20 protein-coding genes are annotated in these 24,153 nt (G+C 70.7%); 5 read left to right on the forward strand and 15 right to left on the reverse strand.

From position 1 onward, the window contains the following. Window positions 1-143 precede the first annotated feature (143 nt). Window positions 144-1,565: a lipase maturation factor family protein gene (locus tag ACIRVH_RS42115; RefSeq protein WP_403965200.1), complete on the forward strand. Its 1,422-nt coding sequence runs from the start codon at window positions 144-146 to the stop codon at window positions 1,563-1,565. On the opposite strand, the gene ACIRVH_RS42120 is transcribed toward ACIRVH_RS42115, so the two are convergent. From ACIRVH_RS42120 to ACIRVH_RS42155, 8 genes are read right to left on the reverse strand one after another with little or no spacing between them, the layout of a single operon-like run. After that, on the reverse strand, window positions 1,553-2,392 hold the full coding sequence (locus ACIRVH_RS42120; RefSeq protein ID WP_403965202.1) for an amidohydrolase family protein: 840 nt from the start codon (window positions 2,390-2,392) through the stop codon (window positions 1,553-1,555). The two genes, ACIRVH_RS42115 and ACIRVH_RS42120, sit on opposite strands and share 13 nt — an antisense overlap. Further along, a complete protein-coding gene (locus ACIRVH_RS42125) occupies window positions 2,389-2,703 on the reverse strand; it encodes an L-rhamnose mutarotase (protein WP_403965204.1) in 315 nt (104 codons plus the stop codon). Before ACIRVH_RS42125 ends, ACIRVH_RS42120 begins: the two co-directional genes overlap by 4 nt. Then, the gene (locus ACIRVH_RS42130; protein WP_403965207.1) at window positions 2,700-3,668 is read right to left on the reverse strand and encodes an aldo/keto reductase; all 969 of its coding nucleotides are present in this window, start codon (window positions 3,666-3,668) and stop codon (window positions 2,700-2,702) included. Before ACIRVH_RS42130 ends, ACIRVH_RS42125 begins: the two co-directional genes overlap by 4 nt. Continuing rightward, window positions 3,665-4,420, reverse strand: coding sequence for an SDR family NAD(P)-dependent oxidoreductase (locus ACIRVH_RS42135; RefSeq protein WP_403965209.1), 756 nt, complete (start codon window positions 4,418-4,420; stop codon window positions 3,665-3,667). The genes ACIRVH_RS42130 and ACIRVH_RS42135 overlap by 4 nt, the downstream gene beginning before the upstream one ends. Further along, entirely contained in the window at window positions 4,417-5,757 is a 1,341-nt protein-coding gene (locus ACIRVH_RS42140) for an L-fuconate dehydratase (protein ID WP_403965211.1), read from the reverse strand. The genes ACIRVH_RS42135 and ACIRVH_RS42140 overlap by 4 nt, the downstream gene beginning before the upstream one ends. A gap of 36 nt (window positions 5,758-5,793) precedes the next feature. Further along, entirely contained in the window at window positions 5,794-6,819 is a 1,026-nt protein-coding gene (locus tag ACIRVH_RS42145; protein ID WP_403965213.1) for an ABC transporter permease, read from the reverse strand. A 47-nt stretch (window positions 6,820-6,866) separates the two neighbouring features. Beyond that, window positions 6,867-8,360 carry a sugar ABC transporter ATP-binding protein gene (locus tag ACIRVH_RS42150; RefSeq protein ID WP_403965215.1) on the reverse strand — a complete coding sequence of 498 codons (1,494 nt, stop codon included), beginning with the start codon at window positions 8,358-8,360 and terminating at the stop codon, window positions 6,867-6,869. Next, window positions 8,357-9,430, reverse strand: coding sequence for a sugar ABC transporter substrate-binding protein (locus ACIRVH_RS42155; RefSeq protein WP_403965217.1), 1,074 nt, complete (start codon window positions 9,428-9,430; stop codon window positions 8,357-8,359). The genes ACIRVH_RS42150 and ACIRVH_RS42155 overlap by 4 nt, the downstream gene beginning before the upstream one ends. Window positions 9,431-9,594: 164 nt before the next feature. Between ACIRVH_RS42155 and ACIRVH_RS42160 the strand changes: the two genes are divergently transcribed. Next, window positions 9,595-10,293, forward strand: coding sequence for a FadR/GntR family transcriptional regulator (locus ACIRVH_RS42160; protein ID WP_403965219.1), 699 nt, complete (start codon window positions 9,595-9,597; stop codon window positions 10,291-10,293). A gap of 45 nt (window positions 10,294-10,338) precedes the next feature. Here the strand turns inward: ACIRVH_RS42160 and ACIRVH_RS42165 are convergent, their stop codons facing one another. The 6 genes from ACIRVH_RS42165 to ACIRVH_RS42190 form a co-directional block, all read right to left on the reverse strand. Next, the gene (locus tag ACIRVH_RS42165; protein ID WP_403965221.1) at window positions 10,339-13,368 is read right to left on the reverse strand and encodes an alpha-mannosidase; all 3,030 of its coding nucleotides are present in this window, start codon (window positions 13,366-13,368) and stop codon (window positions 10,339-10,341) included. Window positions 13,369-13,398: 30 nt separating this feature from the next. Further along, window positions 13,399-15,435: an endo-beta-N-acetylglucosaminidase gene (locus ACIRVH_RS42170; RefSeq protein ID WP_403965223.1), complete on the reverse strand. Its 2,037-nt coding sequence runs from the start codon at window positions 15,433-15,435 to the stop codon at window positions 13,399-13,401. Next, window positions 15,432-16,688, reverse strand: coding sequence for a glycosyl hydrolase (locus tag ACIRVH_RS42175; protein ID WP_403965225.1), 1,257 nt, complete (start codon window positions 16,686-16,688; stop codon window positions 15,432-15,434). Before ACIRVH_RS42175 ends, ACIRVH_RS42170 begins: the two co-directional genes overlap by 4 nt. 67 nt (window positions 16,689-16,755) lie before the next feature. Beyond that, entirely contained in the window at window positions 16,756-17,658 is a 903-nt protein-coding gene (locus tag ACIRVH_RS42180) for a carbohydrate ABC transporter permease (RefSeq protein ID WP_403965227.1), read from the reverse strand. Next, window positions 17,655-18,551 carry a carbohydrate ABC transporter permease gene (locus ACIRVH_RS42185; RefSeq protein ID WP_403965229.1) on the reverse strand — a complete coding sequence of 299 codons (897 nt, stop codon included), beginning with the start codon at window positions 18,549-18,551 and terminating at the stop codon, window positions 17,655-17,657. Before ACIRVH_RS42185 ends, ACIRVH_RS42180 begins: the two co-directional genes overlap by 4 nt. Before the next feature lie 6 nt (window positions 18,552-18,557). Next, window positions 18,558-19,847: an ABC transporter substrate-binding protein gene (locus ACIRVH_RS42190; RefSeq protein ID WP_403965231.1), complete on the reverse strand. Its 1,290-nt coding sequence runs from the start codon at window positions 19,845-19,847 to the stop codon at window positions 18,558-18,560. A 258-nt stretch (window positions 19,848-20,105) separates the two neighbouring features. On the opposite strand from ACIRVH_RS42190, the gene ACIRVH_RS42195 reads away from it, so the two are divergent. Beyond that, window positions 20,106-21,152 carry a LacI family DNA-binding transcriptional regulator gene (locus tag ACIRVH_RS42195; RefSeq protein ID WP_403965233.1) on the forward strand — a complete coding sequence of 349 codons (1,047 nt, stop codon included), beginning with the start codon at window positions 20,106-20,108 and terminating at the stop codon, window positions 21,150-21,152. 254 nt (window positions 21,153-21,406) lie between these two features. Beyond that, complete coding sequence (locus tag ACIRVH_RS42200) at window positions 21,407-22,465, forward strand: M12 family metallopeptidase (RefSeq protein WP_403965235.1); 1,059 nt, start codon at window positions 21,407-21,409, stop codon at window positions 22,463-22,465. A 67-nt stretch (window positions 22,466-22,532) separates the two neighbouring features. On the opposite strand, the gene ACIRVH_RS42205 is transcribed toward ACIRVH_RS42200, so the two are convergent. Beyond that, window positions 22,533-23,465 (reverse strand): SMP-30/gluconolactonase/LRE family protein, encoded by a 933-nt coding sequence (locus tag ACIRVH_RS42205; RefSeq protein WP_403965238.1) that lies wholly within the window; start codon window positions 23,463-23,465, stop codon window positions 22,533-22,535. A gap of 97 nt (window positions 23,466-23,562) precedes the next feature. Between ACIRVH_RS42205 and ACIRVH_RS42210 the strand changes: the two genes are divergently transcribed. Then, a complete protein-coding gene (locus ACIRVH_RS42210) occupies window positions 23,563-23,997 on the forward strand; it encodes an Lrp/AsnC family transcriptional regulator (RefSeq protein WP_403965240.1) in 435 nt (144 codons plus the stop codon). Window positions 23,998-24,153 lie beyond the last annotated feature (156 nt).

Here is a 24,153-nt window from a genome sequence, read left to right on the forward strand (position 1 = left end):
CTTGCCAGGGTTTGTCCGATTCTTCGACCGCTGGCTCCCAGCTGCGGCGGTTACGCACACGAAGACGCGCGGTACCTGGAGTGACGAGCACCGCTGGGACACCATCGTCGCGGCGGCGACAATGGAGGCAGGAGCGCACCGCCGTGGACTGGTTCACCGCACCCGACTACTGGCTGAGCCGGCTGGTCTTCCAGAGGGCCCTGGCCGGTCTGTACCTCGTCGCGTTCCTGGTGGCCGCCCTGCAGTTCCGGGCCCTGCTGGGCGAGCGCGGCATGCTGCCGATCCCCCGCTACACGGCGCGGATCCCCTTCAGACGCGCCCCGAGCCTGTTCCACCTGCACTACTCGGACCGCTTCTTCGCGGCGTGTGCCTGGGCGGGCTGCGCGGTGTCGGCGGCCCTGCTGGCCGGCGCGGACTCGTTGCTGCCGCTGTGGAGCGCCATCCTGCTGTGGCTGGTGCCGTGGGCGCTGTACCTGTCGATCGTCAACGTGGGCCAGACGTGGTACGCGTTCGGCTGGGAGTCGCTGCTGCTGGAGGTCGGCTTCCTGGCCGCCTTCCTGGGCAACGACGAGGTCGCGCCGCCGGTCGTCGTCCTGTTCCTGCTGCGCTGGATCCTGTTCCGGGTCGAGTTCGGCGCCGGGCTGATCAAGCTCCGGGGCGACGCGTGCTGGCGGAAGCTGACGTGCCTGTACTACCACCACGAGACGCAGCCGATGCCGGGCCCGCTGAGCTGGTTCTTCCACCACCTGCCGAAGCCGCTGCACCGGGTGGAGGTCGCCGCGAACCACTTCACCCAGCTGGTCGTGCCCGTTCTGCTGTTCACTCCCCAGCCGATCGCCTCGGCCGCCGCCGCGCTGATGATCGTCACCCAGCTGTGGCTGGTGCTGTCGGGCAACTTCTCCTGGCTGAACTGGATCGCCATCGTCGTGGCCCTGTCCGCGCTGCGGCTGCCCGCCACGGCACCGTCCGTGCCCGCGGCACCGCTCTGGTACGAGATCGTGGTGCTCGCGGTCGGCGCGCTGCTGGTCTACCTGAGCTACCACCCGGTGACGAACATGATCTCCCGGCGCCAGGTCATGAACCGCTCCTTCGACCCGCTGCACCTGGTGAACACCTACGGCGCGTTCGGCAGCGTCAGCCGGATCCGCCACGAGGTGGTGGTCGAGGGCACGCTGGACGACATGCCGCGGGAGGACTCGGAGTGGCGGGAGTACGAGTTCAAGGGGAAGCCCGGCGATCCCCGGCACTGGCCACGCCAGTTCGCGCCCTACCATCTGCGCCTGGACTGGCTGATGTGGTTCGCCGCGCTGTCCCCCGCCTACGCCGGCGAATGGTTCGGCGGTCTGGTGGAGCGGCTGCTGGAGAACGACCGCGACACCCTGAAGCTGCTGCGCCGCTCCCCCTTCCCACCGGACACCCCGCCCCGCTTCATCCGCGCCCGCCTCTTCCGCTACCGGTACACCACCTGGCAGGAGCTGCGGGAGACAGGAGCGTGCTGGGAGCGGGTGTACGTACGGGACTGGCTGCCGCCCACGCGGCTGGCCCGGATGGCTCAGAGGTCGTAGACCCGGCTCGCGGTGCCCTCGTACAGGGCGGTGCGCTCGGCCGCACTCAGACCTGACGTCAACTCCCCTGCGACGTTGTGGACTTGTTCGTAGGTGGCCGCGAGCGTGCACACCGGCCAGTCGGAGCCGAACATGAGGCGGTCGGGGCCGAACGCCTCCAGGGCGGTCTCCGCGTACGGGCGCAGGTCGTCGGTCGTCCAGGAGGTGGGGTCGGCCTCCGTGACCAGGCCGGAGAGTTTGGCGGCGGTGTTGGGGAGGGCGGCCAGGGCGCGCAGGGCCGTGGCCCAGGGTTCGCGTTCGCCCGAGCTGATGGGCGGCTTGCCCAAGTGGTCCAGGACGAAAGTGAGTTGAGGCAGCTCAGCGGCCGCCTCGGCGCAGGCCGGGAGTTGATGGGGCAGGACCACGAGGTCGTAGACCAGGCCCGCTTCGGCCACGGCGGCCAGGCCGCGCCGTACGTCGGCCCGCAGCAGCCACTGCGGGTCGGGCTCGCCCTGGACCTGGTGGCGGATGCCCTTCAGGTAGGGGCCGCCGGGGAGTTCGCGCAGCCGGGCCAGTTCGCCGGCGAGGTCGGGGCGGGTGAGGTCGGTCCAGCCGACCACGCCCGCGACGAGGTCGTGTCCGGCCGCCAGGGCCAGGAACTCGGGCGTCTCCTCGGGGACGGTGACCGTCTGGACGAGGACGGTGCGGTCCACTCCGGCCGCCCGCGCCTCGGGTTCCAGGTCGGCGAGGGTGAAGTTCCTTCTCAGCGGCTGGAGTCCGGGGCCCTGGATCCAGTCCTGGTCGCGGACCGACAGGTCCCAGACGTGGTGGTGGGCGTCGACCGTCACGGCAGCTCCCAGACGACGGGCAGCCCGGCTTCCGCGCCGCCCTGCGAGTAGTCGTGCACGACGTCGAGCAGCTCGGCCATCCGGGCCTGCCAGGCGACGTTGACCAGCAGCTCTTCGAGTGCGGCGAGGAGCCGGCCGTAGTCCTCGCACTCCAGGAGGTGGAAGAGGTCAGTGCCCCTGCGCCAGATGGTCCACGAGGTGGCTCCGGCGGCGCGGATGGCGTCGGTGAGTTCCTTCGGAACCTCGCGGTGCGCCGCCTCGTAGTCGGCGATGCGATGGGCGCGGACCTTGGTGTGCAGGGCGACTCTCATGACGGCTCCTCGGACGGCAGCAGACCGGTGTCGCGCAGCTCCTGCCAGAAGGCGGGCGGCACGGGGGTGGCGAACTGCTCGGCGCAGTCGTGTGCTTCGGCTGCCGATCGGGCGCCGGCCAGGACGCTCGCGACGGCAGGGTGCGCGGCGCAGAAGGCCAGGGCGGCGGCGCGCAGGGTGATGCCGTGCCGGGCGGCGACCACCTTCAGGCGCAGGGCGCGGTCCAGCAACTCCTTTGGGGCACACGTGTAGTTGTACGTCGATTCGGGGGTCGGATCCGCCAGCAGGCCCGAGTTGAAGGTGCCGCCGATGACGACCGACACCCCCCGCGACGCGGCCTCGGGCAGCAGCTCGACCGCCGCGCTCTGGTCGAGCAGGGTGTACCGGCCCGCGCAGAGCACCACGTCCACGTCCGTGTCGCGGACGAACCGGGTGAGCATCTCCGCCTGGTTCATGCCCGCGCCGATCGCGCCCACGACGCCCTCCGAACGGAGCTTCTCCAGGGCGGGATAGCCCTCGCGGAAGGCCTGCTCGGCGTGGTCGTCGGGGTCGTGGAGGTAGACGACGTCCACCCGGTCGAGGCCGAGCCGGTCCAGGCTCGCCTCCAGGGTGCGGCGGATGCCGTCGGCGCCGAAGTCCCAGGCGCGGCGGTGGTCGGCGGGGACGGCGAAGCCGTTCGCCAGGTCGTCTCCGGTGCCGTCGGCGGGTTCCAGGCGGCGGCCGACCTTCGTGGAGACCGTGTACGCGGCGCGGTCGTACGCCCGCAGGGCCGCGCCCAGGCGCCGTTCGGACCGGCCGAGGCCGTAGTGGGGCGCGGTGTCGAAGTACCGGATGCCTCGCGCCCAGGCGGCGTGTACGGCCTCGTACGCCTGCTCGTCGTCCATCGGGGTGTACAGGTTGCCGATCCCTGCGGCGCCGAAGCCCAGCGGGCTGACCTCGACGCCGCTGCGGCCCAGGCGGTTCACCGGCCCGCCGGGCGCAGCCTGAGGCCGTGCATTCCGCCGTCGACGGCGAGGGCGGTGCCGGTGGTGGCGCCGGAGAGGGGGCTGGCCAGGTAGGCGATGGCGCCCGCGACCTCGGCCGCCGAGACGAGCCGGCCGGAGGGCTGGCGGGCCTCCAGGGCGGCGCGCTCGGCGGCGGGGTCGCGGGCCGCGTCCAGCAGCCGGCCGACCCACGGGGTGTCCGCCGTACCGGGGTTGACGCAGTTGACGCGGATGCCCTCACGGACGTGGTCGGCGGCCATGGCCAGGGTCAGGGAGTACACGGCGCCCTTGGTGGCGCTGTAGAGGGCGCGCTGCGGCAGGCCCGCGGTGGCGGCGATGGAGCAGGTGTTGACGATCGCCGCGTGCCGGGAGCGGCGCAGATGCGGGAGAGCGGCGCGGGCGACGCGGACCATCCCGAGGACGTTGACGTCGAAGACGCGCCGCCACTCCTCGTCGTCGTTGTCCTCCACGGTGCCCTGGGCGCCGATGCCGGCGTTGTTGACCAGGACGTCGAGACCGCCGAGGGCCTCGGCGGCCCGCTCGACGGCGATACGCACCGAGGTGTCGTCGCTGACGTCCGCCCGGTGGGCGAGGAGGGGTTTGTCCACCGAGGACGGGTCCAGGTCGAGCACGGCGACCTGGGCGCCGCGTTCGGCGAGGAGGTCGGCCGTGGCCCGGCCGATCCCGGAGGCGCCGCCGGTGACCAGGGCCCTGAGGCCCGCGAAGTCGCTCATGCCGCCTGTCCCTTCTGCGTGTCCGGGTCGGCGGCCCAGAAGGTGCCGCCGGGGTAGGTGTACCGCGCGATGGACTCGGGGCGCATGGCCGCCGAGAAGCCCGGCGTGGTGGGGGCCGTGTAGTGGCCGTCGCGGATCACCACGGGGGTGAGGAAGTGCTCGTGGAGGTGGTCGACGTACTCGATGACCCGGTCCTCGGTGGTGCCGGAGACCGCCAGGTAGTCGAACATCGACAGGTGCTGGACGAGTTCGCACAGGCCGACCCCGCCGGCGTGCGGGCAGACGGGGACGCCGAACTTGGCGGCGAGCAGCAGGATCGCGAGGTTCTCGTTGACCCCGCCGACGCGGGCCGCGTCGATCTGCACGATGTCGAGGGCGCCCGCCTGGAGCATCTGCTTGAACATGATGCGGTTGTGGACGTGTTCGCCGGTGGCGACCTTGACAGGTGTCACCGCGCGGCGGATGGTCGCATGGCCGAGGACGTCGTCGGGGCTGGTGGGCTCCTCGATCCAGTACGGGTCGAACTCGGCGAGCGACTTGGTCCAGGCGATCGCCTCGTCCACGTTCCAGCGCTGGTTGGCGTCGACGGCGAGGCGGACGTCCGGTCCGACGACAGCGCGGGCGACCCGGCAGCGCCGTACGTCGTCCGCCAGGTCGGCGCCCACCTTGAGCTTGATCTGCCGGAAGCCGTCGGCGACGGCCCGGGCGGCGAGCCGGGTGAGCTTGTCGTCGTCGTAGCCGAGCCAGCCGGGAGAGGTCGTGTAGGCGGGGAAGCCGCGCTCCAGCAGCCGGGCCCGGCGGTCCGCGGCGCCCTGACTGCCACGCCCGAGCAGGTCGAGGGCCTCCTCGGGGGTGAGCGCGTCGGTGATGTAGCGGAAGTCGATCTGGCTGACCAGCCACTCCGGTTCGGCGTCGGCGAGCAACTGCCACAGCGGCTTGCCGGCCCGGCGGGCGGCGAGGTCCCAGACGGCGTTGACGACGGCCCCGATCGCCATGTGCATCACGCCCTTCTCGGGGCCGAGCCAGCGCAGCTGGCTGTCGGCGATCAGGTCCCGGAAGAGCGAGCCGGGGTCGGCGCAGACCTCCTCGACCGGGCGGCCGAGGACATGGCCCCGCAGCGCGTCGATCGCGGCGACCTGGACGTCGTTGCCCCGCCCGATGGTGAAGGTGAACCCGTGCCCCTCGTGCCCGTCGGCGGCGTCCGTGCGCAGGACGACGTAGGCCGCCGAGTAGTCGGGGTCCGGGTTCATCGCGTCGGAGCCGTCCAGCTCGCGCGAGGTGGGGAAACGGATGTCGTGGGTGTCGACCGCGGTGATGCGGGCGGGGGCCTCGGACACTGAAGTCCTTTCGGTCGGGGGACAGTTGGGGCGAGGTCAGTCCTGGGCCCGGCCCGTCGTCGCGCGGGCGATCATGAGGGCGACGAGGATGATCCCGCCGTAGATGGCCTGGATCCAGAACGAGGGCACCTGCGCGAGGGTCAGCAGGTTCTGTACGACGCCCAGCAGGAGGACGCCGGTGAGGGCGCCGGCCATGGTGCCCTTGCCGCCGTCCAGGCTGATGCCGCCGATCACGGCCGCCGCGAACACGGTGAAGATCATGTTGTTGCCCTGGTTGGCGCTGATCGCGCCGACGTACCCGGTCTGCAGGAGGCCGCCGACGGAGGCGAGGGCACCGGCGACGACGAACACGCCGAGCATCACGCGCTCGACGCGGATACCGGCCGCGCGGGCCGCGTCCGCATTGCCGCCGATGGCGTACAGGGCGCGGCCGACGCGGTGGTAGCGCAGGAGGAGTCCGGTGACCGCGAAGGCGAGCGCCGCCAGCCACACGGACATCGGCACGCGCAGGAAGGTCGTCGTCGCGAGGGAGAAGAACGCGTCGGGCATCCCGAACAGCGTCTTGCCCTTGGTGGCGCCTACCAGCAGCCCGCGCAGAATGATCAGCATCGCCAGGGTGACGATGAAGGCGTTGAGCCTGAACTTCACCACGAGGATGCCGTTGAGGGCACCGATCGCCGCGCCGACGACGAGGATCGCGACCAGGGCGAGCGCGGTGGGCCACTCGGTGCCCCAGCCGGACTGGGCCGAGGGCAGGACGAGCAGGGCGCCCACGGCGGGCGCGATGCCGACCACCGATTCGAGCGACAGGTCGAACTTCCCGGTGATCAGGACGAGCGACTCGGCGAGCACCACCAGGGCGAGGGCCGCGGAGGCGCCGAGGATCGAGATGATGTTGCGCTCGGTCAGGAAGGAGTCGTTGACGAACGCACCCAGCACCATCAGCAGCAACAGGGCTGGGAGCAGGGCGAGTTCCCGGGCGCGGCGGAGCAGGACGGCCTTGGCCGAGCCGGGGCCCTGGACCTTGACGGGCGTGAGCGGCGGGGCCTTGGTGTCAGCCATGGTCCGCTCCTTCAGCCTTGGTCGATCCGGCAGCCGAGGTCGATCCGTCAGCCATGGTCCACTCCTTCGATGGAGGCGATCAGCTCGTGGTCGTGCCAGCCCGCCGGGTGCTCGGCGACGATCCGGCCGTGGAAGAGGACGAGGACGCGGTCGCAGCGCCGCAGGTCGTCGAGTTCGTCGGAGACGACGAGCACGGCGGTGCCGTCCTCGCGGGCGCTGTCCATCCGGGCCAGCAGGGACTCCTTGGACTTCACGTCGACACCCGCGGTGGGGTTGATCAGGACGAGCAGCCGCGGGTCGGAGGCCAGGGCGCGGGCCATGACGACCTTCTGCGCGTTGCCGCCGGAGAGGTCGGAGACGGGCTGGTCGGGACCCTCGGCGTGGATGTCGAGGCGTTCGATCAGGTCGGTGGCGACAGCGCGTCTGCGCCGGGTGCCGACGAAGCCGTAGCGGCCCAGGCGGCCGAGGACGCTCAGGGTGGCGTTGTCGCCGATGCTCATCCCGGTCACGAGTCCCTGTTCGTGCCGGTCCCGGGGGACGCAGCCGACACCGGCCCCGAGCGCGGCCCGGACGTCGCCGAACGGGAGTCGCCTGCCGTCGAGCCGGGCCGTACCGCCGGTCGGGGTGTGCAGTCCGGTGAGGGACTCGGCCAGCTCGATCTTCCCGCTGCCGCTGGAGCCGGCGAGTCCGACGACCTCGCCGTGCCGGACGGTGAGGTCGATGTCCCGGTACGACTCCGACGACAGCCCGTGCGCTTCCAGGGCGACCGGCGCGTCGTCGGCCACCGTGTCCCGCACGGTCGCGGCCCGCTCGGCGACGGTCTCCCCGGCCATGGCCTCCACCAGCGCCGCGCGCGGCAGTTCGGCGACCGGGGCGGTGGTGATCCAGCGGGCGTCGCGCAGGACGGTCACCGTCCGGCAGACCTCGTACACCTCCTGGAGGTGGTGCGAGATGAACAGGAAGGTGACGCCGGAGTCCTGCAGGGCGCGCATCCGGCTGAACAGCCGCTCGATCTCCCGGTTGTCGAGCTGGGCGGTCGGCTCGTCCAGGACGATGAACCGTGCGCCGAAGCTCAATGCCCGGGCGATCTCCACCATTTGACGGTCCTCGACCCTGAGGTCGGCGGTGCGGGCCTCGGGGTCGACGTGCACGTCCCAGGTGGCGAGCAGGTCGGCGGCCGCCTGCCGGAGCCGACGCCAGCTGATGAAGCCCCGCTGCAGCGGCTGCCGGTTGATGAAGAGGTTCTCGGCGACCGTCAACTCCGGTACGACCGTGGGCTTCTGGTACACGCAGGCGACCTTGCGGCGCCAGGCGTCCCGGTCGGCGAGCGCGGGTGCGGGCTCGCCGTCGAAGCGTACGGTGCCTTCGTCCGGTGCCTGGAGTCCGGTGAGGACGTTGACGAGCGTGGACTTGCCCGCTCCGTTGCGGCCGACGAGTGCGTGGGACTCGCCGGGGTGGACGGTGAGCCGGCCGTCGGCGAGGGCGACCGTGGGGCCGTACCGCTTGACGATGCCCTCGGCTTCAACGAGAGGTGCGCTCATTTGACCGTGTTGCCCCAGAGCTCGGGATCGTCGACGTTCTTCTTCGTGACCAGGGGTGCGGGCAACTGGTCCTCGAGGATGCCGCTGGGCAGCTTCACGATGGTCGAGCCGTGGTCGGTGGGACCGGGCGCGAACGTCTTCCCCGCCATCGCCGCCTTGATGTAGTACATGCCGTACCGGGCGTAGGCGTCGGCGGGCTGGGAGACGGTGGCGTCGATCTGCCCCTTGCGGATGGCGTCGAACTCCTGCGGGATGCCGTCGTTGGAGACGATGGCGATGTGGCCCTTCTGGCCGGCCGTCTTCAGCATGTTCTTCGACTTCAGGGTCTGCAGGGTCGGCGCGAGGTACACGCCACCCGCCTGCAGGTAGATGCCCTTGATGTCGGGGTTGGCGCCCAGCAGTGTGTCCAGCTTGGCGGCCGCGGTGTCGGACTCCCACTTGGCGGGGATCTCCAGCACCTTGAGCTTCGGGTACTTCTTCTTCACACAGGCCCGGAACGCCTCGGAGCGGTCACGGCCGTTGACCGAGGCGAGGTCGCCCATGATCTGCACGACCTTGCCGCTCGTGACGTGCTGTCCGAGATAGTCGCAGGCCTTCTCGCCGTAGGCGACGTTGTCCGCGCGCACCACCATGGCGACCTTGCCCTTGTCGGGTGCGACGTCCACGGCGACGACCGGCACGCCCTTGCGCTCGGCCTGGTCGAGTCCCGCCTGGATGGCGGCGCTGTCCAGGGGCGCGACCACCAGCCCCTTCACCCCCTGGTTCAGCTCGTTGTTGATGTCGGTGATCTGCTGCGAGGGATCGCTGTTGGAGTTGACCGTCTTCAGCGCGTCGACACCCTCGGACTTGGCCATCTTCGGCACGTAGTCGTTGTACGACTGCCAGAACGGCGAGGTCAGCAGGGGCAGGATCACCCCGACCTCGCCGGATCCGCCTCCGCCTCCCGCGCCGGACGCGCCGGTGTCCTTGGTACTGCCGCACGCGGTGAGCAGCAGCGAGGCGCAGGCGGCCAGGGCCGCCACGCCGGTGATCCGTGACCTGTTCTGCTTCCTCGCTGTTCTGACGGGCATCTCGCGGCTCCTCGTCGAGGGTGTTCGAGCAGATGCCTGGATACTTATCAGACCACTCTGCCGCCGGAACACCCTCCAGCATCAATTTTCCTGCTCTGCCATGCATAGTGGTCCGACCAATCCTCTGGTTAGACTGCGACGCACCCAGCGACGGGAGGAGCGGCGTGGACGAGGAAGCCCCACAGAAGGGCACGGTGACCCAGCGCGCCATCGAGCAGATCAAGGCGATGATCGCCGAGGGCCGCCTGGAGCCGGGCCAGCGCCTGCCCACCGAGCGCGACCTGGCGGCCCGGCTGGGCATCTCCCGCAGCTCGATGCGCGAGGCGATCCGCGCGCTGACGGTCATGGGCGTCCTGGAGGCCCGCCACGGTTCCGGCATCTACGTCACCGCGCTGGAAGCCGGCGACCTGCTGGAGACCTTCGGCGTGGTCGCGGACCTGTCCCGGGGCCCACAGCTGGTGGAACTCCTGGAGGTGCGCCGCATCCTCGAGTCCACGGCGACCGCACTCGCCGCGGCCCGCATCACCGACGGCCGGCTCGCCGAGGTGGAGAAACACCTGGCGGCCATGAACGCCACCGACGACCCCGAGGAGATCCTCGCCCACGACCTCGCCTTCCACCGCGAGATCGCGGCCGCCGCGGGCAACGACACGATGGCCGCCATCCTGGAGGGCCTGTCCTCCCGCACCTTCCGCGCCCGCGTCTGGCGCGGCTACCAGGAGGAGGGCGCCTTCACCCGAACCCGCCGCGAACACGCCGCCATCCACCGCGCCCTGGCCGCCCGCGACCCGGAGGCGGCGCGAGCGGCGGCGGCCGCGCATGTGGGTGAGGTGGAGGAGTGGCTGCGGGCGCAGCTCGGTTAGCCGTCGCCGCCGCAGTCAGGCGGGTCATGCACCTCGGCGCCGTGCCTACCGGTCACGCAGCCTGCGCAACCTCAGGGTCATCAGCTCGAACGGCCGCAGCCGTACGGTGATCCGGTCACCGTCCCGTACCGGCGGCTCGCCCTCCCCGCCCGGCCGTTCCAGCAGGTCCGTCACGGTGAGGTCGGTGAACGGGAAGGCGGCGGTCAGGGTGGCCCGGGCTCGGGCTCCGTGGGCCTCGTGGAAGCGGATCACCACGTCGCCGGTGCCGTCGTCGGCCAGCTTCACGGCAGTGATGACGACCGCCTCGTCGTCCACGGTGACCAGCGGGGCGACCTCACCCGCACCGGTCGTGCGCCGCTCGGGCAGGTTGATCCGCCAGCCCTCGCGGACCGCGTCGGCGATGCGGGCGCCGGGGATCAGGGCGTGCCGGAAGCGGTGGACGCCCTGATCGGTCTCGGGGTCGGGGAAGCGCGGGGCGCGCAGGAGGGACACCCGCAGCGTGGTGGTCGTACCGCGGTCGGCGTCGGTGCGGACCGTGCGGGTCACGTCGTGGCCGTACGTCGAGTCGTTGACGACGGCGACGCCCCAGTCCGGCTCCGTCAGATGGACGAAGCGGTGGTTGCAGGCCTCGAACTTGGCCGCTTCCCAGGAGGTGTTGGTGTGGGTGGGGCGGTGGAAGTGCCCGAACTGGGTTTCCGACGCGTACCGTTCGGCGTGCAGGTCGAGCGGGAAGGCCAGCTTCAGGAACTTCTCCGTCTCGTGCCAGTCGACCTCGGTGTCCAGCACCAGGCGCCGCTCCCCCGGCGGCAGCGTGAGCACCTGGCTGACGCGGGAGGTGCCGAAGGAGCGGACGATCCGCACCGATTCGCCGTCCTCGTCGGCCGTGACCGAGTCGGCGTCCGTGAGGTTCGTGACCGTGTTCCGGTAGAACTCGTCCACGTCCCAGGCGTCCCACATGTTCGGGAAGTCGGGGTGGAGCTGGAGGAGGTTGGCGACGGCGCCGGGAGCGACGGTCTCGCGGTCGGCCTCGATGTCGTACGCGGAGACGACAAGGCCCTGGGCGTCGATCTCGATCCGCAGCAGGCCGTTGTCCAGCACGTGGCCGCCCTCCGGGCGCGGTGCGAGCGTGGTCGCGCCGTCCGTCCGCGGCGTCGCCGCGCCTCCGGCCGGGATACCGGCGTGCGGGTGCGGGGCGGCGTTGAACACCAGGGTCGTCTCCCCCTCGCCCGCGAGTGCGCCCTGGGCCGCCTCGATGATGCCGTTCAGCTCCGCGGCGACCCGCTCGTACGTCGCCCGGGCCTCACGGTGCACCCAGGCGATGGACGAGCCGGGCAGGATGTCGTGGAACTGGTGCAGCAGGACCGTCTTCCAGAGCCGGTCCAACTCCTCGTAGGGGTAGGAGAATCCGGTACGTACGGCTGCCGTGGCGGCCCAGAGTTCGGCCTCGCGCAGGAGGTGTTCGCTGCGGCGGTTGCCCTGCTTGGTCCGGGCCTGGCTGGTGAGGGTGGCGCGGTGCAGTTCGAGGTACAGCTCGCCGACCCAGACGGGGGGTTCGGGGTATTCGGCCTCGGCCTTCTCGAAGAACGCCCTGGGCGTCTCCCAGACGACGGTCGCGGAGCCTTCGAGGTCGCGCAGCCGGGCCGCCTTGGCGACCATCTCGCGGGTCGTGCCGCCGCCTCCGTCGCCCCAGCCGCTGGGCACGAGCGAGTGCCGGGCCCTGCCCTTGTCCTTGAAGTTCCGTGCCGCGTGGGCGATCTCGCTGCCCCTCATCGAGCAGTTGTAGGTGTCGACGGGCGGGAAGTGGGTGAAGATCCGGGTGCCGTCGATGCCCTCCCACTGGAAGGTGTGGTGCGGGAACTTGTTCGTCTGCGACCAGGAGATCTTCTGGGTGAGCAGCCACTTGGAGCCGGCCGCCCTGATGATCTGCGGGAGCCCGGCCGCGAAGCCGAAGGTGTCGGGCAGCCAGGCCTCCTCGTTCTCGATGCCGAACTCTTCGAGGAAGAACCGCTTGCCGTGCACGAACTGACGGGCCATCGCCTCCGAGCCGGGCATGTTGGTGTCCGACTCCACCCACATCCCGCCGGCCGGCACGAACCGCCCCTCCGCCACGGCCTTCTTCACCCGCGCCCACACCTCGGGCCGGTGCTCCTTCACCCACGCCCACTGCTGCGCCTGCGACATGGCGAAGACGAACTCAGGCTCGTCCTCGATGAGCGCGGTCATGTTGGACGTCGTACGGGCCACCTTGCGCACGGTCTCGCGCAGCGGCCACAGCCAGGCCGAGTCGATGTGCGCGTGGCCGACCGCGCTGATCCGGTGGGCGGACGGCACGGCGGGTGCGGCCAGCACGTCGGCGAGCCGGGCACGGGCCCCGGCCGCCGTGCCGCCCACGTCCTGCAGGTCGACGGCGTCGAGGGCCCGGTCGACGGCGCGCAGGATGTCCCAGCGGCGCGCGGAGTCCACCGGCAGCTCGGCCATCAGCTCGCCCAGCACCTCGAGGTCCAGCACCAGCTGCCACACGGTCTCGTCGAGGACGGCGAGGTCCATGCGGGTGAGCATGTACTGCGGCTCACGCCCGGCGGTGTCCTTGTCGCCGAGCCGGGTGGGCCGGAAGGGGTGGTAATCGAGGATGACCGGGTTGGAGGCGGCCTCGATGTGCAGGCGCACCTCCTCCCCGCCCTCGACGGGCGCACCGATGCGCACCCACTGGTTGCGCGGGTTGAGGCCCTTCACCGGGGTGCCGTCGGGCCGGTAGACCAGGCCCTCGCACTGGAAGCCGGGCATGTTCTCGTCGAAGCCCAGGTCGAGCAGGGCCTCGACGGTCCGGCCGGCCCAGGCCTCGGGCACGGCCCCGGTCACCCGGAACCAGCTGGTCCCCCACGGAGCACCCCACCGGGCGCCCACCTCGATCGGCACGGGCTCGGCCGCGAGTCCCTCCGCGACCGGCACGGGCTCGCCCGGCGCGTGCCAGACCGCGACCTGCAGCGGCACGGACTCGGGGTACACGGCGGGACGGATGCGCTCGTCGAGGACGCGCCGGAGGCGGGCTTCGACCAGGTTGCGGTCGTCATGCATGCGGGGTGCTCCCTGCTGGGTTCCGGGTGATTACCAGGTGTGGGTGACGGTCACGGGAGTCGAGGCGTTGTACAGCTCCCCCACCGAGCGCACTTCGAATCGTGCGGCCGTCTCTCCCGGTGCGGGTTGCAGGCCCGCGACGAAGTAGGCGCACTGGCAGGTACCGCCGAGGAAGCGGCGGGTGCCGTCGGGCAGGACGCGGTGGAGTTCGTAGTGACGCACGGGGGCGGGCGCGGCGCTCCAGGCGAAGCGCAGGTCGCCTCCGGAGGCCGCCGTGATCCGCAGGTCGGCGGGGGCGGCCGGGGTGGGGGCGCTGTCGTGGACGGCCAGACCGCCCAGTCGCCAGCGCACGGCGCCGCCGTCGGGTGCGGTGAGGCGGACGCCGAGGGCGTGGATCGTGCCGGACAGCCCGGTGAGCCGTACGGTCGAGGTCTGCCAGGTGTCGACCAAGTTCACAGCCGGGCTTCCCTCGGTGTTGACCGAGTTCACAGGCAGATAGGTGTACGGCGGTGTCGCACCGGCGCCGCCCGGTTCGGCGGTGGCGACAGCGAGCTCGACGTTCACAGTGCCGGCGTCGGTCCGGTGCGTCAGCTCGACAACCGTGTCCACACCGACCGCCAGCCGGGTCGCATACAGATCCACCACCACTGGTTGATCCGGTTCACCAGCGACCAGCACACTGCTCCCGCCCCGCCACGCGTCCGCGAAGTCGAAGGACACGACCGGCCGCCGCCCCGCCGTCCGCACGACCCACCGCCGCGACGGCAGCCGGTCCTGCAGGCCGAGGTGGTTCCAGGGCGCGTCCGAGGTGACGGCCCCCTCCTCGTACCACCGCAGCCCGTGCCCGGTGTTGAACACGCTCGCGAACGGCATCGCCGACACCGTCGACCGGTCCGCCACCGACACCGCGGGTGCCCGCCACGAATCCGTGCCGTCCGGCCGCGCCGGATCGAGCGACCGCCCGGTCCAGAACCGGTCGTCGGCCGCGTGGAAGTCCCCCGGGGCGCGCTGCCCGGCGGGCAGGTGGTTGCGGGTCCACTCGGGCCGGTAGAAGCCGATCGAGGTGACGTGCGCCTTTCCGGTCGGCACGATGGCGTCCCAGTTCACCGACGAGTCGGACCCGTTCGACTCGACATCGACGCCCGCCCACAACTCGTAGGGGCTTCGGCCCAGTTGGCTTGCCCTGGTTCCCGAGGAGGCCAGGGTCGCCGCGCTCCACCGGAAGTCGACGAACATGTCGTCGGCGGCCTGGAAGAAGGCCTGGTTCTGGCTGTTCAGCGCGCCCTGCCAGCTGACCGTCCCGTTCACGGTCATCGCGTCGTACCAGGTCACCCGCTGTCCCTTGGCCGTGGCGAGCGACTTGAGCTCCTTCACGAACCCGAGCATGGCGGTGCCGAGCGCGGTGTTCCCGCCGCCGGTCTCGGCGTTCACGAACCAGCCGTCGAAGCCGTACGCCGCCGCCACCGCGACGAGTTGGGCGGCGAGCGGGTAGTGCCCGGAGGAGTCCTTCTGGACGAGGTCGCGGGTCCACCGGAGCTGACCGCCGTAGGCGGTGGGCGGCAGGAAGATGTTGCCGAGGACGGGCACGCCGTGCCGGTGGGCCGCGTCCACGATCGGTGCGTTCGGCGCCAGGATCAGCCCCTCGCCCGCCGAGCCGCCCCAGAACACCAGCTCGTCGACGTAGGCCCAGTGGGTGAGGGCGTAGTAGTCGGCGGTGGCCGATCCCTGCGAGGGGTTGCCGGAGGTCGGCCCGAAGGAGACCAGGGACTGGATGCGGGCCTGGCCCGAGCGCGCGGTGGTGTTGGCCGGGGTCGGGGCGAACCGGGCGGCGAGCGGCACGGAGGCGGCGTTGAAGGCGAGATCGGGATCGTCGGCGGCGCGCCAGGCCTTCAGGCTGCGCCAGGTGATACCGGTGCCGGGGCTGCCGGAGGGCAGGGAGTCCGGGTACCAGTACGAGGCGTACGGCGGGGTGGCGGCCGCCTTGGGACGAGGGACCGCGAGGGCGGGCGTGGGCAGCAGGGCCGCGGCGGCCCCGGCGATCAGGACGGTGCGTCTGGTGGGGTTCACGAGCAAGTTCCTCCTTGTGGGGTGGGGAGTACCTGGTCGGGAGTGATGACCTCGGTGATGCCGCGGGCGACGAGGTGTTCCTTGTCGTCCGCGCGGCTGTCCAAGACGGTGGTGGGGCGGGCTCCGTCGGCGACGAGCCGGAAGAAGGCGTCGAAGACGGGTCCGCCGGGGGCACAGCGGGAGCGGTGGGCCGGGTCTGCGGGCACGACGAGGGCGGTACCGCGCACGGCGGGGGGCTCTCGGTGGGCACGTGCCGCGTCGGCCAGGACGCGCGCGCTGTCCTTCGGCCGCCGGTCGTTGGTGAACAGCCCGAGCCCGTACTCGAGTTCGGGGAAGTCGGCCAGTTCGCGGGAGACGTCGTAGGAGCACCACCAGGTGACCCCCCACAGGTCGGGGCAGTCCAGAACGTTCTCCACGGTCGCCTCGGTGAAGGCGGCGGCGTGTTCGGCGGGGACGAGGGGCGCCGGTGCGCCGACCTCCTGGAGCCACACGGGCCGGTGCGGCTCCTCGGCCCAGGCCTTGCTCAGCTCGACCAGGTAGGCCGCATGGTGCTCGGCCGGTACGGAGGTACGGCCGTGGCGCTGGGCGGTGCCGTTGAACACCCAGGAGTGCACGGCGGTCAGGGCGCCGAGGCGGGCCGAGTGGCCGGGGGTGAAGGGCTGGTCGTCCTGGTACCAGGCGGCGTCGTACGAGGCGTGCAGGTGCGGCCGGTCCGGGGCGCCCTCGGCGCAGGCGGCGAGCAGCCGGGTGAGCCAGTTCCCGGCGTCCTCGGCCGTGATCCGGTCGGGGTCGGGGTGGGGGCCTGCGGCGAACTGGTTGACCTCGTTGCCGATGGTCATGCCGATGAAGTGGGGCCGGTCGGCGAGGGCGGCGGCGAGGGTGCGCAGGTAGGCGGCCTGGCCGTCGATGACGTCCGGGTCGGTGAAGAGGTTGCGCCGGTGCCAGGTGCGGGTCCAGGCGGGCAGGAAGTCGAAGCTGCTCAAGTGCCCTTGCAGTCCGTCCACGTTGACGTCAAGACCGCGTTCGCCGGCCGCGTCGACCAGGCGTACCAGGTCCTCCACGGCGCGCGGGCGGATCAGGGTGCGGTTCGGCTGGAAGTAGGGCCACAGCGGGAAGACACGGATGTGGTCGAGGCCGAGGGCGGCGATCGCGTCGAGGTCGGCGCGTACGGAGTCGAGGTCGAAGTCGAGCCAGTGGTGGAACCACCCTTCGCTGGGCGTGTAGTTGACGCCGAAGCGCACGGCAGGAGGCATGCGGTGTGTCCTTGCGGGGGGGGTCACGGGACTCGGCAGGGATTCGGGACTCGGCCGGACAGGGCACTCAGCCCTTCACGGCGCCCTCGCCGACCCCGCGGAAGAAGTACCGCTGGAGGCAGGCGAAGAGGGCGATGAGCGGGGCCACGGCGATCACGGTGCCGGCGGCGACCAGGCGTTCGTCGTTGGCGAAGGTGCCGTGCAGATAGTTGAGGCCGATGGTCAGGGTGAACTTGTCGGGGTCGCTGAGCACGATGAGCGGCCACAGGAAGTCGTCCCAGGCACCCATGAAGGCGAAGATCGCGACGACGGCGAGAGTGCCCTTCACCGACGGCAGCGCGATGCGCCAGAACCGCTGCCAGACGTCGGCGCCGTCGACATAGGCGGCCTCCTCGATCTCGTACGGCAGGTTGCGGAAGGCGTTGCGCATCAGCAGTACGTTCATCGCGCCGATCGAGCCGGGCAGCACGACCCCGATGAGCGTGTTGTTCAGGCCGAGTTCACGCATGGTCGTGAACTGGGCGATGATGATGCCCTCCACGGGCACGAGCATCGCCAGCACGAAGACCAGGGTGGCCACGCCCCGGCCGCGGTAACGCAGCCGGGCCAGGGCGTACCCGGCGAGTGCCGAGCCCACGCAGTTGGTCACCACGCTCGCGCTCGCGACCTTCAGCGAGTTCAGGGCGTAGTCCCAGACGGGGATGGTGCGGGAGACCCGCTCGTAGTTGTGCAGGGTGGGACGGCCGGGCAGGAACTTCGGCGGCGAGCTGAAGATGTCCTCGGTGGGGCCCTTGAGGGACGTGGACAGCTGCCACAGGAACGGGCCGACGGTGAGCGCCAGTACGGCGAGCAGCAGCGCGTAGCGCAGGACCAGTTCCCACACCCGGATGCGGCGGCCGTGCTCGTCGGTGACACGCGGCTCGCGGACGGCAGGCTCCTGGTGGGGCCGCACCTTCTCCAGGACGCTCATGTCTCCTCCCTCCGGTCGGCGCGCAGGACGAGCAGCATCAGGGCGACGGTGACGACGAACACGACGACGGAGAGGGCGGAGGCGTAGCCGACGCGACCGGTCAGACCGGTGCCGGTGCGCTGGACGAGCATGACGAGGGTGGTGTCCTCGCCGGCCGGGCCGCCGCTCGGGCCGGCCATCAGGTACACCTCGGAGAACACCTTGAACGCGGCGACCGAGGAGAGCGCGGCGACCAGCACCATGGTGGAGCGCACGGCGGGCACGGTGACCGTGAGGAAGCGGCGGACCGGTCCGGCGCCGTCCACGGCGGCGGCCTCGTGCAGCTCGCGCGGTACGTTGGCCAGCGCGGCCAGATAAATGATCATGTAGTAGCCGAGGCCCTTCCACACCGTCACGGCCATGGCGCTCAGCAGGAGCAGCCACTGGTCGCTGAGGAAGCCGACCCGCCCGATCCCCACCGCCTCCAGGAGGGAATTGACCAGGCCGCGTTCGTCCAGCAGCCACACCCAGATCAGCCCGACGACCACGATGGAGGCGACGACCGGGGTGTAGAAGGCGGACCGGAAGAAGGTGATGCCGGGGATGTTCTTCTGCACCAGCAGCGCGAGCAGCAGCGGCAGGATCACCAGGGCCGGTACGACCCCGACCACGTACAGCGTGCTGTTGCGCAGGCCGGTCCAGAACATGTCGTCGTGGAGCAGCTCGCGGAAGTTGGCGAGTCCGACGAAACGGCCCGGGATCAGGGTGCGGCGGTCGGTGACGGAGTTCACCACGGTGGACACGAACGGGTACAGCACGAAGGCGCCCGTGACGAGCAGTCCCGGGGCGGCGAACAGCCAGGGGCTGGTGGGCAGTTGCCGCCGCACCCGGGACGGCGCGGTGGGAGTGGCCATGGCGGTTCAGCCCTGCTGCTTCAGGAGCTGGTCGCACGCCTTGACAGCGTTGTCAAGCGCCGCCTTGGGGCTCTCCTTGCCCTGCAGGGCCTTGGCGACCTCGTTGCGCAGCGCGGTCTTCATCTGCTCGCTGAACAGCACCGGCGTGTAATTGACCGCGCTCTTCAGGGACTTGGCGGCGGCGATGCGGACGCGCGTCTCGTCGGTGCCGTCCTCCTGGGTGAAGTACGGGTCGTCGAGGGAGCCCGCGGTGCTCGGGAAGATGGCGACCTTCTTGGCGAAGGACATCTGGTTCTGCGCGTCGGTGACGAAGTGCGCGAGGGCGACCGCGGCCGGGGTGTGCTTGGTGCGGGAGTTGACCATCACACCCATCACGTACATGTTGACGTGCTCGGTGCTGGTGATCTGGTCGGTGATGCCGATGTTCTTGTACAGGTTCGGCGCCTGCTTCTTGAAGTTGCCGAGGTCAAGGGCGCTGCCGGGGTTCATGGCGACGGCCTCGGTGAGGAACTTCTTGCCGGAGGACTCCGGAGTGGCGGTCAGGGCCTGCGGGTCGAGGGCCTTGGCGTCGTACAACTCCTTGTACTTGGTGAGGAGTTCGACCCCCTTGGTGTCGTTGAAGGCGAACCCCGTCCCCTCCTTGTTCATCAGCTGCACGCCGTAGCGCCCGAAGTCCTCGACGGTGGACACGTTGGCGAGCGTGGCGACCTTGCCGTCGCTCTTCTTCGCCATCTGCAGTGCGTCGGCGAAGAGTTCGTCGTACGTCTTCGGCGGGGCGCTGGGGTCGAGTCCGGCCTTCTTGAACAGGGACTTGTTGTAGAAGAGCGGGCCGGTGTTCAGGTACCACGGGAAGGCGTACGTGCCGTTCAGGCCCGGGACCCGGTGGCTGGCCCAGGCCCCGTCCAGGTATTCGGACCTGTACGTGCCCGCGGCCTTGTCGAGGTCGAGGGCGAGCCCTGCCTCGGCGAGCGGGGCGACCAGGTCCGGGGAGACGTTGACGACGTCGGGCAGGGTGCCCCCGGCCGCGTCGGCGCTGATCTTGTCGGCGTAGCCCTCGGCGGGCTGGTCGATCCACTTGACGTGGGTGCCGGGGTACTTCTTCTCGAAGTCCGCGATCAGGCCCTCGAAGTACGGCTTGAAGTTGGCGCGCAGGTTCCAGGTCTGGAAGGTGATGTCGCCCTCGACCTTGCCCGAGGCGTCGGTCGAGCCGCCGTCGTCCCCGCCCGAGCCGCAGGCACTCAGCGGCAGGACTAGGGCGACGGCAGCGGCGGCGAAGGTTCTGCGGGAGATGCGCACGGCGGCTGGGCTCCTTTGCATTGGATGCAGCGGGATGCGGGGGGGATGAGGCCGAAGGTGCCGGGCCAGACTGTGCCCAGCGATTCCGTGAGGAGTCAATGGATTCGACCCAGCTAAAGTCATTAGTGACTCAAAATCCCTGCTCACAGCGGTGCGTCGGACCTATTGCCGTCGATCGCTAATGCGCTTTAGGGTAAGTGCGCTCAAGCGCATTAGCAGTTGGCCGGGACTGGACCGTACGGAATGGAGGGCCCAGCGTTGCCGGAGAAGCGATCACCCGCGCGCCGACCGACGATGAAGGACATCGCGCGCCGCGCCGGAGTCTCCGAGAGCGCGGTCTCCTTCGCCCTCAATGGCCGCCCCGGTGTCTCCGAGACCACCCGCGCCCGGGTTTGCCGGGTCGCCGAGCAGCTCGGCTGGCGTCCCAGCACGGCGGCCCGCGCCCTGTCCGGCGAGGGAGCGGCCACGGTCGGCTTCGTCCTGGCCCGCCCGGCGGACACCCTGGGCGTCGACTCCTTCTTCCTCCAACTCGTCTCCGGCATCCAGGAAGTGCTCGCGGAGCGCCATCTGGGCCTGCTCTTCCAGGTGGCCCGGGACGTGGCCGACGAGTGCGCGGTCTACCGGCGCTGGTGGGCGGAGCACCGGGTGGACGGCGTCCTGGTGGTCGACCCGCGTGCCGAGGACCCGCGCCCCGACCTGCTGGACGAACTCGGCCTGCCCGCCGTGGTGATCGGTGGCGCACCCGATGTGCGTCACCCCGGTCTGTCCACGGTGTGGGCGGACGACGTCGGCGCGATGGCGTCCGTGGTCGACGAGCTGACGGCGCTCGGCCATCGGCGGATCGTCCACATCGCGGGCCTCCCCACCTTGGCGCACACCCAGCGTCGTATCGCGACGCTGCGCGCGGAGGCCGGGCGCCGCGGCCTCACCGAGGTCCGCTCGGTGACCACCGACTACTCCGACACGGAGGGCGCCGCGGTGACCCGCCGGGTGCTCGGCGGTTCCCCTCCCCCGACCGCGCTGATCTACGACAACGACGTGATGGCCGTGGCCGGTCTCGCGGCGGCCGCCGACCTCGGTTTCCGTGTCCCGCAGGACGTGTCGGTCGTGTCCTGGGAGGACTCGGCGCTGTGCCGCATGGTCACGCCCCGGCTGTCCGCGCTGTCCCGGGACAGCGCGGAGTTCGGGCGCACGGCGGCACGCGAGCTGATGGCGCTGCTGGACGGGGAGACGGCACGGGCGGTGGGGGTGCCGGTGCCGCGGCTCACGGGGCGGGGCAGTACGGGGAGTGCGCGGACGACATGAGAGAGCGGTGCTTCATCGTTCAATCGCCCGTTCAACCACCCGGTTTCCTGCGATATCTAACTATTCGACACTTGCGGAACTCCGCGTTCGGAAAGATGCTGGAGATGTCCAGGCCGGGCATTTCCCCAGGAACCGTAGCACCGTGGTGGCGATCGGAATCCTGCCGCCGACCTCCTTCTTCACCCGGCCGCCGGCCGGCGGCTGGGTGTGTGTTCGCCCTCGCGGTGACCGACACGCACATGAAGGGAGCCGTCATGAACGCGCCGTCTGCGAGCGGGACGGCCACGCCCCGCTACTGCGCCCAACCACCCCAGACCCAGCCCGTGTTGCGCCCGGACCTCAGTCCGGGCCGGTCGAGGGCGATCCTGCTGGTCCGCGCCAAGTGGATCAACGGCACGGTCCTGCACTACGCCTTCCTCGACCAGGGCGGTGACATCGGAGGCCCGGAGCAGCTCGAGGAGGTCCGGCACGCCTTCCAGGCCTGGAAGCACCTCGGGATCGGGCTGGAGTTCGTGGAAGTGGCCGATCCCAGCGAGTCCGAGATCCGTATCGCGTTCCGGGAGCGCGACGGCTCCGCGTCGTACGTCGGCCGGGACAATCTGCTCATCGGCACGAACGAAGCCACCATGACCTTCGGCTGGGACCTGACCACCCCGTACGGCAAGGCCACCGCGCTGCACGAGACCGGGCACGCGATCGGCTTCGCCCACGAGCACCAGAACCCGTTCGCGGGCATCGAGTGGAACGAGGCCAAGGTCTACGAGGACCTCGGCGGACCGCCCAACAACTGGCCCCACGAGGTCACGTTCGAGAACATCCTGCGCAAGCTGTCGAAGGACGAGGTCACGGGCTCCGAATGGGATGTCCACTCCATCATGGAGTACAGCTTCGGGCCCGGACTGATCGTGCGCCCGGAGGCCTACCGCAACGGCATTCCCGAGACACTGGGCCTGTCCGCGCCGGACAAGGAGCGCGTCCTGCAGTGGTACCCGCCGCTCGTCGCCCAGCCGGCCCGGCTCGAGGCGTTCCAGTCGACACCGCTGCAGCTCACCACCGGGGAACAGGCCGACTTCGAGATCGCTCCACCGGAGACCCGGAGCTACGAGATCGGCACGTTCGGCAACAGCGACGTCGTCCTGGCCCTGTTCGAGCGCGCCGACGGCGAACTGCGGTTCGTCACCGCCGACGACGACAGCGGTCAGGACCGCAACGGACGCCTCACGGTCAAACTCGTCAAGGACCACAGCTATGTGGCCCGGGCCCGCCTGTACTCCACCTGGGGCAGCGGTTCGATCGCGCTCATGTACTGGTGAACTGCGGCTCCCTCAGGGAGCCATCGGCAGCCGGCGTGTTGCCCCTGGCTCCCGAGGGGGTGGCGATTCAGGACGTGGGGAGCGCGGTCGGCAGCGGTGGTGTGCCGGTGACCGACATGACGAGGGAGTAGAGGGCGGTGTCGGCGGCGATGAACATGCGGTTCCGCTTGGCACCGCCGAAGCGGATGTTGGCGACGACGTCGGGCACCAGCAGGCGGCCCAGAAGCGTGCCGTCCGGGTCGTAGCAGTGCACACCGCCATCCATGGCGGCGGCCCAGAGCCGGCCCGCGTCGTCGAAGCGGATGTTGTCGAAGTTGCCGATCCTGCACTCGGCGAAGACCTCGCCCCCGGTGAGGCTGCCGTCATCCCCGACGTCGAAGACCCGGATGTGGTTGGCCCTGCTGTCCGAGACGTACAGCCGTCGCTCGTCCGGCGAGAAGACGAGACCGTTGGGGCCGCGGAAGCCGTCGGCGACCAGCAGCACCTCACCGGTGCCCGGGTCCACGCGGTAGACGTTGCAGGCGCCGATCTCGCTCTCGGCACGGTGGCCCTCGTAGTCGCTGGTGATCCCAAAGTCGGGGTCGGAGAACCAGATCGAGCCGTCGGACCGCACGGCGGCGTCGTTCGGACTGTTGAGCCTCCTGCCCTGGAAGCGGTCGGCGATCACGGTGACCGAGCCGTCGTGCTCGGTGCGGGTGACACGGCGGTTGCCCTGCTCGCAGGTGATCAGGCGCCCCTCGTCGTCCAGGGTGTTGCCGTTGGGGTGGCCGGCCGGTGAGCGGAAGACGCCGACCTTGCCGGTGGTCTCGTCCCAGCGCAGCAGGCGGTCGTTGGGGATGTCGCTCCAGACCAGGTACCGCCCGGCCGGGACGTAGACGGGGCCCTCGGCCCAGCGGCAGCCCTCGAAGAGGGTCTCCAGCTTCGAGTCGCCCGACTGGCACCGGCCCGTGCGGAACCGGTCATCGAGTGTCTCGTACAACTGCGGTCGCTCGCCGGGCATGCCGTCACCCTCACCATCGATCCGAATGTTGATCTGTCGAATCAAAACTATGCAGAATGAGGTTCGGCAGATCAAGCTATTTACCGAAGGAAATACCGTGGACGACGTCGATCGGCAGTTGCTCGCCCTCCTCCAGGAGGACGCCTCCAGGCCGTATGCGGCGCTGGGAGAGGCCGTCGGGCTGTCCGCGGGGGCCACCCACGAACGCGTGCGCAAGCTCCGGGAGCGAGGGGTCATCCGCCGGACGGCCGTCGAGGTCGATCCCGCGGCGATCGGACGGAACGTGCTCGCCTTCGTCATGGTGGACTCGACCCGGTGGGTGGGCGACTCCGGCGACCGGTTCGCCGCCATTCCGGAGATAGAGGAAGCGCATGTGATCGCCGGAAACGCCTCGGTCCTGGTCAAGGTCAGGACCTCCACCACGCAGCAGCTCCAGGACGTGCTGCGCCGTATCTACGCGATCGAGGGAGTCAGCGGCACGCAGGCCACCGTGGTGCTCGAGACCTTCTTCGAGCGCCCGGTCACCCCGTGACGTGCAGGTCGTCCCCGGAGCTGGGCCTTCCGTGACGGGCACCGGGTCGGGGACGGCGGACCACGGTCCCGCCCCCTCGACGGGCAGCCCCCGACCGTGCACAGTTCTCCGTACGCACCGTGATCGATCCACACACGCTGATGGATACCGACGAGT

Origin of the sequence: Streptomyces sp. NPDC101165, from assembly GCF_044768135.1 — a bacterium.
Taxonomy (GTDB): Bacteria; Actinomycetota; Actinomycetes; order Streptomycetales; family Streptomycetaceae; genus Streptomyces.

Coding starts and splice junctions, on each gene's coding strand:
- ACIRVH_RS42125 (WP_403965204.1), bottom strand. CDS start 2,703: ATGAGAGTCGCCCTGCACACCAAGGTCCGCGCCCATCGCATCGCCGAC.
- ACIRVH_RS42135 (WP_403965209.1), bottom strand. CDS start 4,420: ATGAGCGACTTCGCGGGCCTCAGGGCCCTGGTCACCGGCGGCGCCTCC.
- ACIRVH_RS42145 (WP_403965213.1), bottom strand. CDS start 6,819: ATGGCTGACACCAAGGCCCCGCCGCTCACGCCCGTCAAGGTCCAGGGC.
- ACIRVH_RS42150 (WP_403965215.1), bottom strand. CDS start 8,360: ATGAGCGCACCTCTCGTTGAAGCCGAGGGCATCGTCAAGCGGTACGGC.
- ACIRVH_RS42155 (WP_403965217.1), bottom strand. CDS start 9,430: ATGCCCGTCAGAACAGCGAGGAAGCAGAACAGGTCACGGATCACCGGC.
- ACIRVH_RS42165 (WP_403965221.1), bottom strand. CDS start 13,368: ATGCATGACGACCGCAACCTGGTCGAAGCCCGCCTCCGGCGCGTCCTC.
- ACIRVH_RS42175 (WP_403965225.1), bottom strand. CDS start 16,688: ATGCCTCCTGCCGTGCGCTTCGGCGTCAACTACACGCCCAGCGAAGGG.
- ACIRVH_RS42180 (WP_403965227.1), bottom strand. CDS start 17,658: ATGAGCGTCCTGGAGAAGGTGCGGCCCCACCAGGAGCCTGCCGTCCGC.
- ACIRVH_RS42185 (WP_403965229.1), bottom strand. CDS start 18,551: ATGGCCACTCCCACCGCGCCGTCCCGGGTGCGGCGGCAACTGCCCACC.
- ACIRVH_RS42200 (WP_403965235.1), top strand. CDS start 21,407: ATGAACGCGCCGTCTGCGAGCGGGACGGCCACGCCCCGCTACTGCGCC.
- ACIRVH_RS42205 (WP_403965238.1), bottom strand. CDS start 23,465: ATGCCCGGCGAGCGACCGCAGTTGTACGAGACACTCGATGACCGGTTC.